Source organism: Gluconobacter sp. (assembly GCF_047722525.1).
In the GTDB taxonomy this organism is placed as follows: Bacteria; Pseudomonadota; Alphaproteobacteria; order Acetobacterales; family Acetobacteraceae; genus Gluconobacter.
The window spans coordinates 89,090-103,093 of record NZ_JBDNYY010000006.1 but is presented as its reverse complement, the minus strand read 5'-3'; the positions used below and the strand labels follow the sequence as shown (position 1 = coordinate 103,093).

The 14,004-nt window shown below is 62.4% G+C and carries 15 protein-coding genes; 8 read left to right on the top strand and 7 right to left on the bottom strand.

Annotation, left to right across the window (positions count from 1 at the left end; genetic code table 11):
- Positions 1 to 66: 66 nt before the first annotated feature.
- From ABF859_RS07590 to ABF859_RS07580, 3 genes are all read left to right on the top strand, one after another.
- On the top strand, positions 67 to 405 hold the full coding sequence (locus ABF859_RS07590; protein WP_024716650.1) for a P-II family nitrogen regulator: 339 nt from the start codon (positions 67 to 69) through the stop codon (positions 403 to 405).
- The gene (locus ABF859_RS07585; RefSeq protein WP_415527170.1) at positions 405 to 1,763 is read left to right on the top strand and encodes an ammonium transporter; all 1,359 of its coding nucleotides are present in this window, start codon (positions 405 to 407) and stop codon (positions 1,761 to 1,763) included. The genes ABF859_RS07590 and ABF859_RS07585 overlap by 1 nt, the downstream gene beginning before the upstream one ends.
- 72 nt (positions 1,764 to 1,835) lie before the next feature.
- The gene (locus ABF859_RS07580; protein WP_415527169.1) at positions 1,836 to 2,366 is read left to right on the top strand and encodes a hypothetical protein; all 531 of its coding nucleotides are present in this window, start codon (positions 1,836 to 1,838) and stop codon (positions 2,364 to 2,366) included.
- Positions 2,367 to 2,504: 138 nt separating this feature from the next.
- Here ABF859_RS07580 and ABF859_RS07575 read toward each other — a convergent pair whose 3' ends face one another.
- From ABF859_RS07575 to ABF859_RS07560, 4 genes are all read right to left on the bottom strand, one after another.
- Positions 2,505 to 3,074: an NADPH-dependent FMN reductase gene (locus ABF859_RS07575; protein ID WP_415527168.1), complete on the bottom strand. Its 570-nt coding sequence runs from the start codon at positions 3,072 to 3,074 to the stop codon at positions 2,505 to 2,507.
- 76 nt (positions 3,075 to 3,150) lie between these two features.
- Complete coding sequence (gene fdhA / locus ABF859_RS07570; protein WP_415527167.1) at positions 3,151 to 4,344, bottom strand: formaldehyde dehydrogenase, glutathione-independent; 1,194 nt, start codon at positions 4,342 to 4,344, stop codon at positions 3,151 to 3,153.
- 234 nt (positions 4,345 to 4,578) lie between these two features.
- Positions 4,579 to 5,499: a retroviral-like aspartic protease family protein gene (locus ABF859_RS07565; RefSeq protein ID WP_415527166.1), complete on the bottom strand. Its 921-nt coding sequence runs from the start codon at positions 5,497 to 5,499 to the stop codon at positions 4,579 to 4,581.
- Positions 5,496 to 6,449: a tyrosine recombinase XerC gene (locus tag ABF859_RS07560; RefSeq protein WP_415527281.1), complete on the bottom strand. Its 954-nt coding sequence runs from the start codon at positions 6,447 to 6,449 to the stop codon at positions 5,496 to 5,498. Before ABF859_RS07560 ends, ABF859_RS07565 begins: the two co-directional genes overlap by 4 nt.
- Positions 6,450 to 6,494: 45 nt before the next feature.
- Here ABF859_RS07560 and ABF859_RS07555 point away from each other — a divergent pair, with 45 nt between their 5' ends.
- Positions 6,495 to 8,735 (top strand): primosomal protein N', encoded by a 2,241-nt coding sequence (locus tag ABF859_RS07555; RefSeq protein WP_415527165.1) that lies wholly within the window; start codon positions 6,495 to 6,497, stop codon positions 8,733 to 8,735.
- A gap of 10 nt (positions 8,736 to 8,745) precedes the next feature.
- Here ABF859_RS07555 and ABF859_RS07550 read toward each other — a convergent pair whose 3' ends face one another.
- The 3 genes from ABF859_RS07550 to ykgO form a co-directional block, all read right to left on the bottom strand.
- Positions 8,746 to 8,988, bottom strand: a complete 243-nt coding sequence (locus ABF859_RS07550) for a hypothetical protein (RefSeq protein WP_415527164.1) — start codon at positions 8,986 to 8,988, stop codon at positions 8,746 to 8,748.
- Between the two features lie 91 nt (positions 8,989 to 9,079).
- Complete coding sequence (locus ABF859_RS07545; RefSeq protein WP_415527163.1) at positions 9,080 to 9,751, bottom strand: tetratricopeptide repeat protein; 672 nt, start codon at positions 9,749 to 9,751, stop codon at positions 9,080 to 9,082.
- Positions 9,752 to 9,792: 41 nt separating this feature from the next.
- Positions 9,793 to 9,918, bottom strand: a complete 126-nt coding sequence (ykgO, locus tag ABF859_RS07540; RefSeq protein WP_007281615.1) for a type B 50S ribosomal protein L36 — start codon at positions 9,916 to 9,918, stop codon at positions 9,793 to 9,795.
- 216 nt (positions 9,919 to 10,134) lie between these two features.
- Between ykgO and ABF859_RS07535 the strand changes: the two genes are divergently transcribed.
- The 4 genes from ABF859_RS07535 to ABF859_RS07520 all read left to right on the top strand — a co-directional run bounded on the left by ABF859_RS07535 (position 10,135) and on the right by ABF859_RS07520 (position 13,948).
- A complete protein-coding gene (locus ABF859_RS07535) occupies positions 10,135 to 10,572 on the top strand; it encodes a hypothetical protein (RefSeq protein WP_415527162.1) in 438 nt (145 codons plus the stop codon).
- 168 nt (positions 10,573 to 10,740) lie between these two features.
- The gene (locus tag ABF859_RS07530) at positions 10,741 to 12,750 is read left to right on the top strand and encodes an FUSC family protein (RefSeq protein WP_415527161.1); all 2,010 of its coding nucleotides are present in this window, start codon (positions 10,741 to 10,743) and stop codon (positions 12,748 to 12,750) included.
- Complete coding sequence (locus tag ABF859_RS07525; protein ID WP_415527160.1) at positions 12,750 to 12,944, top strand: DUF1656 domain-containing protein; 195 nt, start codon at positions 12,750 to 12,752, stop codon at positions 12,942 to 12,944. The genes ABF859_RS07530 and ABF859_RS07525 overlap by 1 nt, the downstream gene beginning before the upstream one ends.
- Before the next feature lie 53 nt (positions 12,945 to 12,997).
- A complete protein-coding gene (locus tag ABF859_RS07520; protein ID WP_415527159.1) occupies positions 12,998 to 13,948 on the top strand; it encodes an efflux RND transporter periplasmic adaptor subunit in 951 nt (316 codons plus the stop codon).
- Positions 13,949 to 14,004 lie beyond the last annotated feature (56 nt).

Here is a 14,004-nt window from a genome sequence, read left to right as displayed (position 1 = left end):
GGGGCATACTCCGAAGCAGATTGCCAGATCTGCAAATGCCCAGACCGCAACGAGGATATGCCGTTCGTGAAGCTCGTTACTGCCATCATCAAACCGTTCAAGCTTGATGACGTCCGCGAAGCCCTGACCCCGCTTGGGGTGCAGGGCCTGACTGTTACCGAGGTCAAGGGTTTCGGCCGCCAGAAAGGCCAGACCGAAATCTACCGCGGTGCCGAGTACCACGTCAGCTTCCTGCCCAAGCTCAAGATCGAGGTCGCCGTTTCCGACACGATCGCCGAGGACGTGATCGAGGCCATCATGACCGCTGCCCGCACCGGCAAGATTGGTGATGGCAAGATCATGGTCTCCAGCCTCGATCAGCTCATCCGCATCCGCACGGGAGAAACCGGCGAGGGCGCTCTCTGATGGCCGTCTGTGCGCTGAGGCGCTCCGCACTTTCCATCGCAGTCGGTGCCGTCGTTCTCCCCGCTTTCGCCTATGCGGCCCCGGCCGCGGCTCCCATCGATACGGGTGATACGGCCTGGATGCTCGTCAGCACGGCCTTCGTGCTGATGATGACCATTCCCGGTCTGGCGCTGTTCTATGGCGGCATGGTCCGCAAGAAGAACGTGCTGGCGACGCTGATCCAGTCCTTCATGATCTGCTGCATCGGCAGTCTGGTCTGGATGGTTGCGGGTTACAGCCTGGCGTTCTCGACCGGTTCGTCCTGGATCGGGGATCTGTCGCGCGCGATGCTACGGGGTGTTGCGGATAACTTTCATGACGGCGTCGATTCCGCCTTCACGCTCGGTGCGGGTACGTCCGCTGCTGTCAGGATGACGATCCCCGAGAGCGTCTTCATGATGTTCCAGATGACGTTCGCCGTCATCACTCCGGCCCTCATCACGGGCGCCTATGCCGAGCGCATGAAGTTCTCCTCCATGTGCCTCTTCACGGTGGCGTGGCTGCTGCTGGTCTATGCCCCGGTCGCCCACTGGGTCTGGAGCCCGACCGGCTGGGTCGCGGGGCTTGGTGCAGTGGATTTCGCAGGCGGGACGGTCGTGCACATCAATTCCGGTGTGGCCGGTCTGGTCTGCGCGATCATTCTGGGGCGCCGTAAGGGGGTTGGCACTGAAGACCTGTCTCCGTTCAATCTGACCTACGCCATTATTGGCGCATCGCTGCTCTGGGTGGGCTGGTTTGGCTTTAATGCGGGTTCCGCGCTGGGCGCCAATGGCCGCGCGGGCATGGCCATGCTGACGACACAGGTTGCGGCGGCGGCGGGTGGCGTGGCCTGGATGGTGGTCGAATGGGCCCGTACGGGCAAGCCGACGGCTCTGGGCATCATTTCGGGTGCCGTAGCCGGTCTGGTTGCCATCACGCCTGCGGCCGGCTTCGTGCTGCCGGGCGGGGCTGTCGTGATCGGTTTCATTGCCGGGGCCGTGTGCTTCTGGAGTGCGACCTGGCTCAAGCACCGCTTCGGTTATGATGACAGCCTTGATGCGTTCGGCGTTCACGGAACCGGCGGCATTATCGGCGCGATCCTCACCGGTGCGTTTGCCTATGGCCCGCTGTCCGCCTCGGCGTCCAATCCCGAAGGGACGGTTGCCAGCGTCCATCAGGTCATTGCGCAGATCGAGGCCGTGGGTGTGACCGTGGTCTGGTGTGTTATCATGACAACCGTGATCCTGAAGGTTCTGGATCTGGTGATGGGCCTGCGGGTCTCGCCGGAGGAAGAACTTGAAGGTCTCGATATGGTTCTGCACGGTGAGCGCATCAACTGAGTGCGCTTATCCGGCGGTCAAGCTGCGGGGGCTGTTATCTCCCGCCGATTTCAGAATGAAGGTTCTTTCTGCATGATGTTTACAAAAGCCTTTTCGGGTCTCTCCCTCGCGGCGCTTCTGGCTGCCGGCCTGAGCGTTGCCCCCGCCCATGCGCTGACCGCCAAGGAATGCCATGCCGCGTTCAAGACAGCCAAGCAGAACGGCTCCCTGAACGGCCAGTCCTACAAGGCGTTCAAGGCCGCAAGTTGTGGTGATACGTCCAAGGCCGCCGCTCCGGCTGCTGCGTCCAGCACGACCCCTGCCGCGGCCGCGCCGACAACCACAGCAACGGCTCCGGCCAGCGCCGCAGCGCCGGACTCCTCTCCGGCCGGCACAAAGGCCCCGATCGCGCCAAAGGCGGCTGTTGCCTCTTCCGGTAATGTGGTTTTCCCGACTGCCATTTCTCCCGAGTTCAGCAAGCTCTCGGCTGGTCGCGCCCGTCAGAAGACCTGCGTCGCCCAGTACAATGCCAACAAGGCCAATGGCGGCAACGGGTCCCTGAAGTGGATCCAGAAGGGCGGCGGCTACTGGTCGCAGTGCAATTCACGCCTCAAGGGCGAATGATCTTCGCTTTTCAAAAAAGGCTCCTTCCTTCGGGAAGGAGCCTTTTTTAGAGGAATTATGCTTCCTGCTGGCATGTCTGCTTTGCGCGGTGAGCGGATTGTTTTCATAGTTGCAGGCAGCCTTGTCGAAAATTCTCCGTCAGGTTCCAAGTTCTTTTGCCAGAGCGGCCAGTGCTGCGATCTGACTTGTGATGAATGTTCGGGTCGATGTATCTGTAAGCGTCAGAGCTTGTGCATCAATTTTACCTGCCACCTGTCCGATCATGACTTCCGGTCTGTTCAGGACGTATGCGTCCAGAAAGACCAGACTTTGCCGCAGATGATATTGGGCTCGTGCGCCTCCGATCATGCCGGGGGAGGCCGTCTGAATGGCGACGGGTTTTCTCGCCAATGGCTGGGGTGAAACGCGGGAGAGCCAGTCAATTGCGTTCTTCAGTGAACCGGGAATGGAATAATTATATTCTGGAGTCACGATAATGACGCCGTCTGCGGCCCGGATCTGTTCCGCCATGGCCAGAACGGGGGCCGGAAAACCTGAATCCTGAACATCGGCATTATAATGGGGAAAATCCCCGATCGATCCGAGCGGGGTAACGGAAATCCCTTCGGGTGCAAGTTCGGGCAAGGCACGGGCAACAGCCGCGTTGAAGGACGCTTTGCGCAGGCTTCCGAGCAGGGTGACGAAATGCAGGGACGTGTCGGTGGGCATGGACTGGTCTCCGTCGAAGAGCCGGGCATGTCATGGTCTGGCGAATGAGGCCGCCATGACATGACACCGGAGTGAGTCAGGCTGCGGTTTTCAGCATCCCATGAGGATCGAGAACGAATTTGCGCGGCGCACCATTGTCGAAATCGTGGTAGCCGCGTGGTGCGTCTTCGAGTGAAATGACGGTGGCGTTGACGATATCGGCGATGGGAAGACGTCCGTGCAGGATGGCCTGCATCAGTTGCCGGTTATAACGCAGGACGGGGGTCTGACCGGTGTGGAACGACTGGCTTTTGGCCCAGCCCTGACCCAGCCGAAGTGTCAGGTTTCCTTTCTGCGCCGCAGCTTCATGAGCGCCCGGATCTTCCGTTACATACAGGCCCGGAATACCGATGGCTCCGGCCGGGCGTGTGACTTCCATGGCCTGGTTGAGAATGACGGCTGGCTGTTCCTTTCCGTCATACCCCTTGGCCTCAAAGCCGACTGCATCAATGAAGCTGTCAACTTCCGGGGTCCCGATGACCTGTTCGATGAGGTCTCCGAGCCTGTCGTGGTTCTGGAGGTTGATGGGTTCAAACCCGACTGCCTTGGCATGGGCGAGGCGTTCAGGATTGAAATCGCCGATCATGACGACAGCGGCTCCGAGAATGCGTGCCGATGCTGCTGCTGCCATGCCGACAGGACCAGCACCCGCAATATAGACCGTCGACCCCACACCTACCTTGGCGTTGATGGCACCATGGAAGCCGGTGGGGAGAATATCGGTCAGCATCGTGAGGTCTCTGATGCGCTCAAGAGCCTGGGCTTTGTCAGGGAAGCGCAGCAGGTTGAAATCTGCATAAGGGACCATGACATAGCGGGCCTGTCCGCCGATCCATCCGCCCATATCCACATAGCCATACGCGCCACCCGCACGGCTCGCATTGACCGTCAGACACACACCGGTGTGCTGCTCGCGGCAGCATCGGCATCGTCCACAGGCGACGTTGAAGGGAACGGAGACCAGATCGCCCTTGCGGACCATCTCGACATCCGATCCGGTTTCGATGACTTCGCCGGTGATTTCATGGCCGAGTACCAACCCCGATGGGGCGGTCGTGCGGCCACGGACCATATGCTGGTCGGAGCCGCAGATATTGGTGGAGACGACTTTGAGAATGACGCCATGGTCAATCTTCCGGCCGTCGGGTGTTTCCATTCTGGGGTCATCGATCCGCTGGACTTCAACATGATTGGGGCCGAGGTAAACGACCCCTCTGTTTTCGTCAGACATGGCTTTTCTCCAGGTTCGGGCAGCGGCCATCCCTTGTGACCGGGGTCGCCCGGCACGACGAAATGTTGTCGTACAGTGCACTCAACGTTGGTGGTGCTCCCGGGAACCGTGACATCGGAATACAGGCAGGATTATCGCTCGAATGTGATAGGGTTCTGCACGGCCACCGCTTCACTGCCGGGTTGGCCGGAAACACCCGAAAAACGGTCATGCTCCCTTTTTCATGCCCGGCATTTACCGGAAGAAGAGTTGTTCCGTAGCGTAGGACAGCCAGATTTCGTGATGGGCGAACCAGTCCGAGCCCAGAAGCATGTCCGCCTGATCATGGACGGGGGCGACGGTCAGGACCGGGTGTGTCCAGACAGTGCCGCCCAGTTCCAGCCGTCCGAAACGGTGCCAGTGATACTGCCGCTCGCCCAGATCCACGCCTGCCGTCAGGCCACCCGGGTCCAGAGAGAGTTGCTCGTCGGTCAGGCCGATGCGATGGGCGAAATCCGTGCTGACGATATGGGAGCGCGCGCCGCTGTCCAGCAGGGCCGTGCCCTTCACGCCATCCAGTGTAAAGGCCACCATCAGGCGTCCGGACTGACGCTGGACGGGGGTGGTCGTCCAGTGTCCGTTCCAGGCGGGCGGCTGATGGCAGAGGCGGGAACCCAGACGGAGTTTCCACAGCGTCAGGCGCTGATGCGGAACGTCGAACTCCAGATCGTAATCCGCCAGTACGTCCGCTCCCAGCAGGCCACGAACGGGTGGCGTGATCATCGGAGAGCCAGGCAGTATTCCCACTGCCATCGTCCCCGCGCCGAGGGGGAGGCTGTCCGTCGGATGCGTTCCCAGCCGGAGATCCTGGATCCGGATGTTCGGTACGAGGCGCGGGCTGCCGTTGGGACCTTGCATCATCGTGCGGTGCTCGGGATCGGCGGGCAGATGCAGGGCGGCCACCCCTTGCGGTGTCATGAGGCTGCCTTCGGAGCCTGTATCCACGATCATCGAGGCGTCCTGCCCGTTCACCGTGACCGGAACACTCAGATAGCCGCCATCGTCCCGAAGCGGCAGCACCACGGCGCGGGTCATCTCGCAGACCGGGGCCGCATGGGCCAGCGTGGCATGGAGCGCCAGGCCCAGCAGCAGGAAGGCGGCCAAAGCGCGTTTCATGACCCCTGACCCGAACGCGGATGGGCCTTGCGCCACACATCCAGCAGATGTTTCTCGTCCGCCAGCGTATAGGCCTGCGTTGTGGACAGGCTGGCATGGCCCATGAGTTCCTGAATGGTCCGCAGGTCGGCCCCGCCTTCCATCAGGTGTGTCGCAAAGGAATGGCGCAGGGCATGAGGTGTCGCGGAATCGGGCAGGCCCTCGCCCTTGCGCCAGTTCCGCATGGCGCGCTGGGCTACGCCGGGATTGAGCCGGCCGCCTCGCACCCCGCAGAACAGCGGCGCGTCAGGTGCGGGAGAAGGATGGGCCGCTTTCCAGCTTTCCAGTGCTTCGATCACGGCCGGAAGCAGGGGGACGAGCCGCTCCTTGCCGCCCTTGCCGACCACGCGAAGCATGTTCTGCCCCGCATTCGTCAGGTCCCGGATATCGAGCGAAAGCGCCTCACCGATCCGCAGTCCGGTGCCATAGAGCAGCGTGAACAGTGCCCGGTCCCGCAAAGCTGCCTGACTGGTCTCGGCTTCGTCGGAAATACCCTCTGCCGCTGTCAGCGCGGCCTCCTGTCCCAGGGGACGCGGCAGGCGCTTTTTCATGCGTGGCGTGGCGAGCAGGGACGGGGCCGGGTTGGAGAGATCATGCCGCAGCGCCAGATACCGGAAGAACGACCGCAATGCCGAAACATGCCGCGCCCGCGAGCGTGCCCGCGAGTCGGCGCTGGTGGCGCGGCGTGTCGGTTTTTCGCTGCGGGCCGTTTCATGTGCCAGCCAGGCACGCAGGTCCGCGAGCGAGAGTTTTCCTAAGTGCGCAAGCGTGACTTCGCCGCCCAGATGCTGCTGGAAAAACGTCAGCGCCAGCAGGATGTCGTGCCGGTAGGCCTCGACCGTGCGGGGGCTGGAGCGCTTTTCATGCGTGAGCCATTCGGTCCAGTCCCGCAGGGCGTCCAGCGCCATCAGGGATGCGGTCATGGCATTTCGAAGCGTGGGAGGTTAGATACGGTCATGGCATCCAGCAGCCTATCCAAGCCTGATCCCCGGCGAAAGCCACCTTCCACCGGAACGCGCGTTTCGGTGCTCGTGCCGCTGCCGTTTCCGGGGCCGCTCGACTATCTCGCGCCCATGTCCCTTGAGCCCGGAGACCTCGTTACGGTCCCGCTGGGCCGGCGCGAAACCGTGGGGTGCGTCTGGGAGACGGACCGCACACTCCCTGCCGATTTCGCCCTTCCGGTCGGGCGTGAAGTCCCGCTTGCGCGGTTGCGGCCCGTGGTTGGCAAGCTGGATGTCCGGCCTCTCCCGCAGAGCCTGCGTCGCTTCATCGACTGGGTTGCGGCCTATACGCTCACCCCGCCCGGTCTGGTGCTGGCCATGGCGACGCGCATCCACCTCAAGGAGGCGCCCAAACCCGCTCTGGGCTGGGTGCGGACGGAGATGCGCGAAGGCGATCTGCGCATCACGCCCGCCCGTCGTTCGGTCCTCAATTTTGCCTCGTCCACACCTATGACGACCGCCGAACTGGGCTCCCGAAGCGGGGCAAGTGCTGCCGTCATTCGCGGTCTCGCCACGGCCGGTCTGCTGCGTGAGGCCGTCATCGCCGTGGCCGCCCCGTTCGCGACGCCGGACCCGGGCCATGGCGCGCCGAAGCTTTCCGAGGAACAGGCCGAAGTCGCGCAGGAACTCTGCGGACCCGTCGAGGCCGGGCGGTTTCAGGTCACGCTACTGGAAGGCGTCACCGGATCGGGCAAGACGGAGGTCTATTTCGAGGCCGTGGCGACCTGTCTGGCCAAGGGAAGGCAGGTTCTGGTCCTGCTGCCGGAAATCGCGCTTTCCGCCCAGTGGACGGATCGTTTCATCAGGCGCTTCGGAGCCGAACCTGCTGTCTGGCATTCCGATCTTGGGGCCAAGCGGCGGCGCGAGACATGGCGCGCCGTGGCGGAAGGCAGTGCCCGTGTTGTGGTCGGCGCGCGTTCGGCACTGTTCCTGCCGTTTGCCGATCTGGGCCTCGTTGTGGTGGACGAGGAGCATGAAAGCGCCTTCAAGCAGGAAGAGGGCGTCATGTATCATGGCCGGGACATGGCGGTCGTGCGCGCCCGTCTGGCGGATGCGCCAGCCATTCTCGTCTCCGCTACGCCATCGCTCGAAACACTCGCGAATGTGGAAACCGGCCGCTACCGGCATGAACTCCTGACTGCGCGACACGGGGGCGCCACTCTGCCGGATGTCTCACTCGTGGATATGCGGGCCGATCCGCCGGAGCGGGGCCTGTTCCTGTCTCCGAAGCTCTGTACGGCCATCGACGAGACGCTGGAGAAGGGGGAGCAGGCCATGCTGTTCCTCAATCGGCGCGGTTATGCGCCGCTGACGCTCTGCCGTGCGTGCGGGCACCGGATGCAGTGTCCGAACTGTTCGGCCTGGCTGGTGGAACACCGGGCCCGCGGCATCCTGACCTGCCATCACTGTGGCCATACCGAGCGCATTCCGAAGGACTGTCCGGAATGTCACGCCGAGAACTCGCTCGTGCCCATTGGACCGGGAATCGAGCGCATTACGGAAGAGGCGAAGCTGCGGTTCCCGGACGCGAAACTACTGGTGATGTCGTCTGACACGCTCGGCTCTCCGGCCGCAACGGCGGAAGCGGTCCGGAAGATTTCGGACGGGGAGGTCAACCTCATCATCGGCACGCAGATTGTCGCCAAGGGCTGGCATTTCCCCAAGCTGACGCTCGTGGGTGTCGTCGATGCCGATCTGGGTCTGGGCGGTGGAGATTTACGGGCGGCGGAACGGACCGTGCAGCTTCTGCATCAGGTCGCGGGGCGTGCTGGCCGTGCCGAGCATCGCGGGCGCGTGCTGCTTCAGAGCTATGTCGGGGAGCATCCCGTCATGACGGCGCTGGTTTCCAATGATTTCCAGACCTTCATGGAACAGGAAGCCGAGCAGAGACGGCCGTCTTTCTGGCCGCCGTATGGACGGCTGGCCGCCCTGATCGTCAGTGCCCCGAGTGCGGAAGCCGCGGACGCATTGGCGCGGGAGATCGCGCTTTCCGCGCCGGAGCGGGAAGGGGTGCAGGTTCTGGGACCGGCTCCGGCGCCGCTCGCCGTCCTGCGGGGACGGCATCGCAGGCGGCTGCTGCTGCGGACGATGCGGGGCATCGCCGTGCAGCCGATCCTGCGTCAGTGGCTTGGGGATATCAAACCCACTGGCGGAGCAAAGGTCGATATCGATATCGACCCCATTTCCTTCCTTTAAGGCGGGAAAATCAGCCCTTGCGTTTGCGGAAGAACTCGACCGTGGCGGTGACAACCGCAATGACAGCCAGAATCTGCTGGAAATATGGGCGGAAACGCTTGGGGCCGAAGGTTGCCATGGCCGTCATACCGGCCAGACCGATTTCACGAGCCCGCGTGGCCTTCTGGCAGCAGGTTTTCACCTTGGAACAGCAGCTCTTCTTGGCTTCGGCCTGGGGGATGGCGGTTGCATGGGCGGGGGACTGCTTTGTCATATAAAATCTCCTGAAAAAAGGAATCAGGGGATGAACACCCGGCAATACAAGGGGTTGCCACGGGGGCGGTGGAAGGATGCCTTCCGGAAACTCAGTCCTGCTGGCCGTCCCGCGCCTTTTCGAGTGTCTTGAGCTGTTTGTCGGAATCGGGGGATTTCGGATTCAACAGCAGCATCTGGCGGAACGCCCGCAGGGCGGCATCCGGCTCATGCCGGTCGTGTTCGGCCTCCGCGAGCATGCCCCACGCGGTCGGGTCGCCGGGATCGGCCTGAAGCGCGACACCCAGATCGGCGATGGCCCCGTTGCTGTCTCCTGCGGCCAGCCGGATGGCGGCGCGCTGGCGATACAGAATGAACTGGTCGGGTTGGATAGTGATGGCGGAGGTGAGATCGTCCTGCGCGCGCTGGAAATCATGTTTCTCCAGCGCATCATGCGAATCGCTGATGAGCATCTGCACGCTGCCGGTCAGGGCGCGGCTGCGGAGCGCTTCCGCACGTTCGGAAATCTCGTTGGCCTGCTTCTCATTGCCTGCCATGGCGAGCGCTTTTTCCGCGTCCATGAGACGATCATGGAGCGTCCGGTGCGGTGGACGGGAGGCAGGAGCAGGAGTCTTGGCCTTTGCAGTCCCCGCAGGAAGAGGGGGCTGGGCAGGCGTGGCAGCCGAAGGGGCTGCGGGGCTGGGAACCGGGGGTTTTCCGGCGGGTTCAGCCCGGGCTGGCAGAAAGGTCAGGGCCGGAGTACAAAGCAGAACGGCGCCAGCCATCAGCCAGCGCCGCCCGATTGTCATCCGGCAAACCAAGGGGTTCAGCCCTGGCGAGCCTTCATGCGCGGGTTCTTCTTGTTGATGATGTAAACGCGGCCGCGGCGGCGGACAACGCGGCAGTCCTTGTCGCGGACCTTGGCGGACTTCAGGCTGTTGCGGATCTTCATGGTGATCAGGCTCTCGACGGGTAAGGCCCTTGCGGACCGGACAGCGGGCCGGAACGCCCGCGAAAGAATGGCCCCGCTTACCGATCCCGCCATGCAGAGTCAAGCTGACAAGCCGCCCGGACGGCGGAATTGCTCGCTGTCGCCCTTTTGCAACATGCTGTGACAGCTTCGCTCAGGGTCTTTGTGCAGGCGATGTTTTCTCCTAACGTAAGTTTCATGATCAAGCGCCATTCCCGTCCCGGCCTGCTGCTGGCTCTTCTTCCTCTCGCCGCCGCTCTGGCTGCTCCCGTTGCGGCCCGGGCCGATGACGGTGACGCCAAGACCAATGACGACGATCCCACGATCAATCAGCAGGGTTTCGGCATCAACAAGATTCTCCGGGTCCTCCAGACCAATCCGGATGAAGCGAGCGACTCCTGCATCAATGCGCTCAAGGAGATGCGTCAGGCCCAGACGGCGCTGAGCAAGGAGGAAGGCATTGATCCCGAGCACAATCAGGATATCGGTGTCGCGCGTGACGTTCTGTCTTCCGAAATGGAGGATGTCACGAATATGTGTGGTGCCGACGCCAGAACTTATTGCCGCAAAGCCACGGAGCATCCCGATCCCAAGCTGACCGCGGCCTGCAATGCCCTCCCGGCCGAGGAAGACTAGCTTTCAGGCAGGCACATCTAGGGAACGATCTGTCTGTCAAAACATGTCCAGAGGATTCGAGGACTAACTTTTCCGGACAAGCGCTCCTAAGGTTGGAAGTCTGATTCTGGTAATGAGGGCCGTGGGACTGTTTCTGATGAAGTCTGTGCCGGGTGAGGAGCAGCGCTCTTGACCGCGGCACTACAATCAGTTCTTCGCCCGGGGTGGCTCCAGTTCAGTCTCAGAACCTGGTTTGCACTTGTCCTGGCGCTCGGAACTGCTTTCTGGTCCCAGCTTGATTCGCCGGCCAGTGCAGGCGTGACCGTCATGATCCTGGCCCAGCCCCTGCGCGGTCAGGCGCTTTCCAAGGCGTTTTACCGTCTTGCGGGAACGGTTCTCGGGGTCAGCGTTTCCATTATTCTCGTGGCGATGTTCAATGAGGAGCGTGCCCTGTCTCTGGGCGGGGCGGCCCTGTGGATTGCGGCCTGTGCCTTCGTGGGCTCGCTCGAGCGCGATTTCCGGTCTTACGGCGCCCTGCTGGCGGGGTACACGGTTGCGCTGGTGGCCATCCCCACGATGGACGATCCGCAGAACATCTATCCTGTCAGCATCGCCCGAGCCTCCGACATCGCCATCGGCGTTGCGTCCATCGCGGTCGTCAATATTCTCTCCGGCTCTCCCGAAGCCTGGCGCCGGCTCTCCCAGGCCATGGAAACGCTGTCCCACCGGGTCCGGCAGACCGGTAAATCCGCCATCATGGGCGAACCCATCGCCACGCCTGAGGAAATGATCGGGTTGAGCGGGGAAATCCTCGCCCTCATGACGCAGATTTCCTACGCCCGGACCGAAGTCGAGCGCGGGCGTCTGCGGATGGCAGGCGCGCGATTGGGCATCATCGGCATGCTGACGGTCCTGACCACGAGCCGTGCCATTGCGTGGCTTCTGGAAACAGGCGGCATTTCCGACCTCCTGATCCGTCACGTCCGGGCCTGGCATGAGCGCTCCGAGGATGGCACGACCCGTCTCGAGACGATGGATACGATTCTGGATGGCATTCGCAAGGAAGACCCGGATTTCGTGCCCTCGGCCCGCGAAGCGTGGTTTTTCGAACGCTGTGCGACGCTTCTCAGTAACCGTCTGCATATCCGCACCGGCATGAACACGCTCCTGCGCGCCACGCCGGCGGGCGATGCGCTCAAACTGGCTCATCTGGAGAGTAATCCGGATTATGTCACCGCCTTCATCAACGCGATGCGCGTCCTGCTGGGCTTCAGCGTCGCGGCCGCGCTCTGCGTAGGGTCCAGTATCCCGGCGTCCGTCACCGCGCTGTCCCAGACGGCGCTTGTTCTGACGCTGGCCTCCACGGCCATCGATACCGCGCAGTTCGGCAAGGGCGCCATCATCGGCATGCCGACCGGTATTCTCGTGGCAGCCTGGCTGGACTTCATGATTCTGCCGCATGTGGAAAGCATGCTGGGTCTGGCGCTGGTCCTTCTGCCGCAGACCATCGTGTCCTGTCTGCTGCTGATGAACCCGAAAACAAGCGCCATCGGCTTCAATTACGGTGTGTTCTTCCTGGTCTTCATCGGCCTCGGTAATCATCACAACTACGATCCCTTGGCCTTCATCACGCGCAACACCTTCTATGCCATGGCGGCCGTGCTCTCCTTCGTGCTGCTGGTCCTGCTCTGGCCACCCACGGCGCGACGACACCGCTTCCGGCTGGCGGTTTCCATTGCCTATGATCTGGAAACGCAGCTCGCCGGGCACGGCGAGCGGATGGGGCCGCCGCTTCTCAGCCGGAAATACGAACGGCTCAGCCAGTTCCTGATGTGGACGGACCGGATGCACGATCCCGGTCTGCGCTCCCGGCGGGTCTTCAACCGGTTCGTGGCGCTGGAGGATTTTTCCAGTACGATCGCCCGTGTGCGTCACTATCTGGATGATGCGGGGCATCTGCACGGCCTGAAACCCATGGTCCGGCATGTGCGCCGTCTTCTGGCCCATGACAGGCTCGGCCTTCTGGAAGCCGAAATTCCCGAACTTCAGGCCATGTTCTTTGAGCGGCTGTCCGAAGGCATCCGCGAAGAGCAGTCCATGATCATCAACTGTATCGGCGGTCTGGAAGCGGTCCGGACCATGGTCCGTCTGAACCGCTCGGCCGTGCATCACTACGGGATAGGACGCAAGCGATGGTAATGACACAGGTCGTTGACCTTGATGGCGTGCTGGTGTCGGCCTTCGTCATCAATCTGGCGCTCGCCCTGGTGACGCTGGGGGGCCTGCGCTGGATCATGGGCTGGTTCGATCTGTGGCGCTTCGTCTGGGATCCGCCACTGGCCCAGTTCGGCATCCTGATCTGCCTGATCGGCATCTACACCCTGATCCTCTGATTTTTCCGTCCGCAACCTCACTCTGCCCCTTCTGAAACCAAGGTGACCGTCCCGTGCTTGCCAGTGCCCATCGCCTGATCCGCTTGACCATCACGCTCTGCATTCTCGTGGTGGCGGCTCTCGTGGTCGTCATTCTGTGGGATTACTACACAGCCTCCCCCTGGACCCGGAACGGACAGGTCCGTGCGCAGGTGGCCAATATCGCCCCGCGCGTATCGGGACAGATCCTCGAGGTGCGGGTGCAGGACAACCAGTTCGTCCATAAGGGGGACGTGCTTTATGTCATTGATCCGTTCGACTTCAGGGTGGCGCTCGATACCGCCAAGGCCCGCGTTGCCGAACGCAAGGCCGATCTGGAGTTCCGCGTCGTTCAGGCCCAGTGGCGTCGGGCCATCCCTGGAACGGCTGTCTCTGTCGAGGAAAAGCGTCAGTACGAAGCTCTCTCCCAGGAGATGCAGGCCCAGTACGCCGCGGCCCAGGCCGCCGAACGTCAGGCAGCGATCAATCTTGAACGAACGGAAGTCCGCAGTTCCATCGACGGCATCGTCACCAACCTCATCATGCGGCCCGGTGACTTCGCAACGGCCGGGGTGGTCAACATCCACATCATCGACACGAATTCATACTGGGTGGACGGCTATTTTGAGGAAACCAAGGTCCATGACCTTGATGAAGGCGATCTCGTCCGAATGGACCTGATGGGCTATCACGACCCGCTTTTCGGTCACGTCGAGAGCATCACCCGCGGTATCGCCAGCAACAATGCCCTGGTGAACAAGCAGGGCCTGCCGACAGTGGATCCCGTCTATACCTGGGTGCGTCTGGCGCAGCGTATTCCGGTCCGTGTCAAGATCGACAAGGTCCCCGAAGACCTGACGCTTGCCGCCGGCATGACGGCCACCGTGACGGTCGTGTCAGAAGAGGGCAACCGCCGTCACCGCTCCACCCACGCCGCCTTCCAGCATTTTGGCGATGACGTCCGCCACCTGTTCGGGCATCGCTAAGGATTTTGGAATAAAAGTTTTTGGGTTCTGCCTTTTTTCAAAAAGGCGGAGAGCTG

Bases quoted from the DNA above. Each gene is read 5' to 3' on its own strand.
- ABF859_RS07585 (WP_415527170.1), top strand. From the start codon at position 405: ATGGCCGTCTGTGCGCTGAGGCGCTCCGCACTTTCCATCGCAGTCGGT.
- ABF859_RS07580 (WP_415527169.1), top strand. From the start codon at position 1,836: ATGATGTTTACAAAAGCCTTTTCGGGTCTCTCCCTCGCGGCGCTTCTG.
- ABF859_RS07575 (WP_415527168.1), bottom strand. From the start codon at position 3,074: ATGCCCACCGACACGTCCCTGCATTTCGTCACCCTGCTCGGAAGCCTG.
- fdhA (WP_415527167.1), bottom strand. From the start codon at position 4,344: ATGTCTGACGAAAACAGAGGGGTCGTTTACCTCGGCCCCAATCATGTT.
- ABF859_RS07565 (WP_415527166.1), bottom strand. From the start codon at position 5,499: ATGAAACGCGCTTTGGCCGCCTTCCTGCTGCTGGGCCTGGCGCTCCAT.
- ABF859_RS07555 (WP_415527165.1), top strand. From the start codon at position 6,495: ATGGCATCCAGCAGCCTATCCAAGCCTGATCCCCGGCGAAAGCCACCT.
- ABF859_RS07550 (WP_415527164.1), bottom strand. From the start codon at position 8,988: ATGACAAAGCAGTCCCCCGCCCATGCAACCGCCATCCCCCAGGCCGAA.
- ABF859_RS07545 (WP_415527163.1), bottom strand. From the start codon at position 9,751: ATGGCTGGCGCCGTTCTGCTTTGTACTCCGGCCCTGACCTTTCTGCCA.
- ykgO (WP_007281615.1), bottom strand. From the start codon at position 9,918: ATGAAGATCCGCAACAGCCTGAAGTCCGCCAAGGTCCGCGACAAGGAC.
- ABF859_RS07535 (WP_415527162.1), top strand. From the start codon at position 10,135: ATGATCAAGCGCCATTCCCGTCCCGGCCTGCTGCTGGCTCTTCTTCCT.
- ABF859_RS07525 (WP_415527160.1), top strand. From the start codon at position 12,750: ATGACACAGGTCGTTGACCTTGATGGCGTGCTGGTGTCGGCCTTCGTC.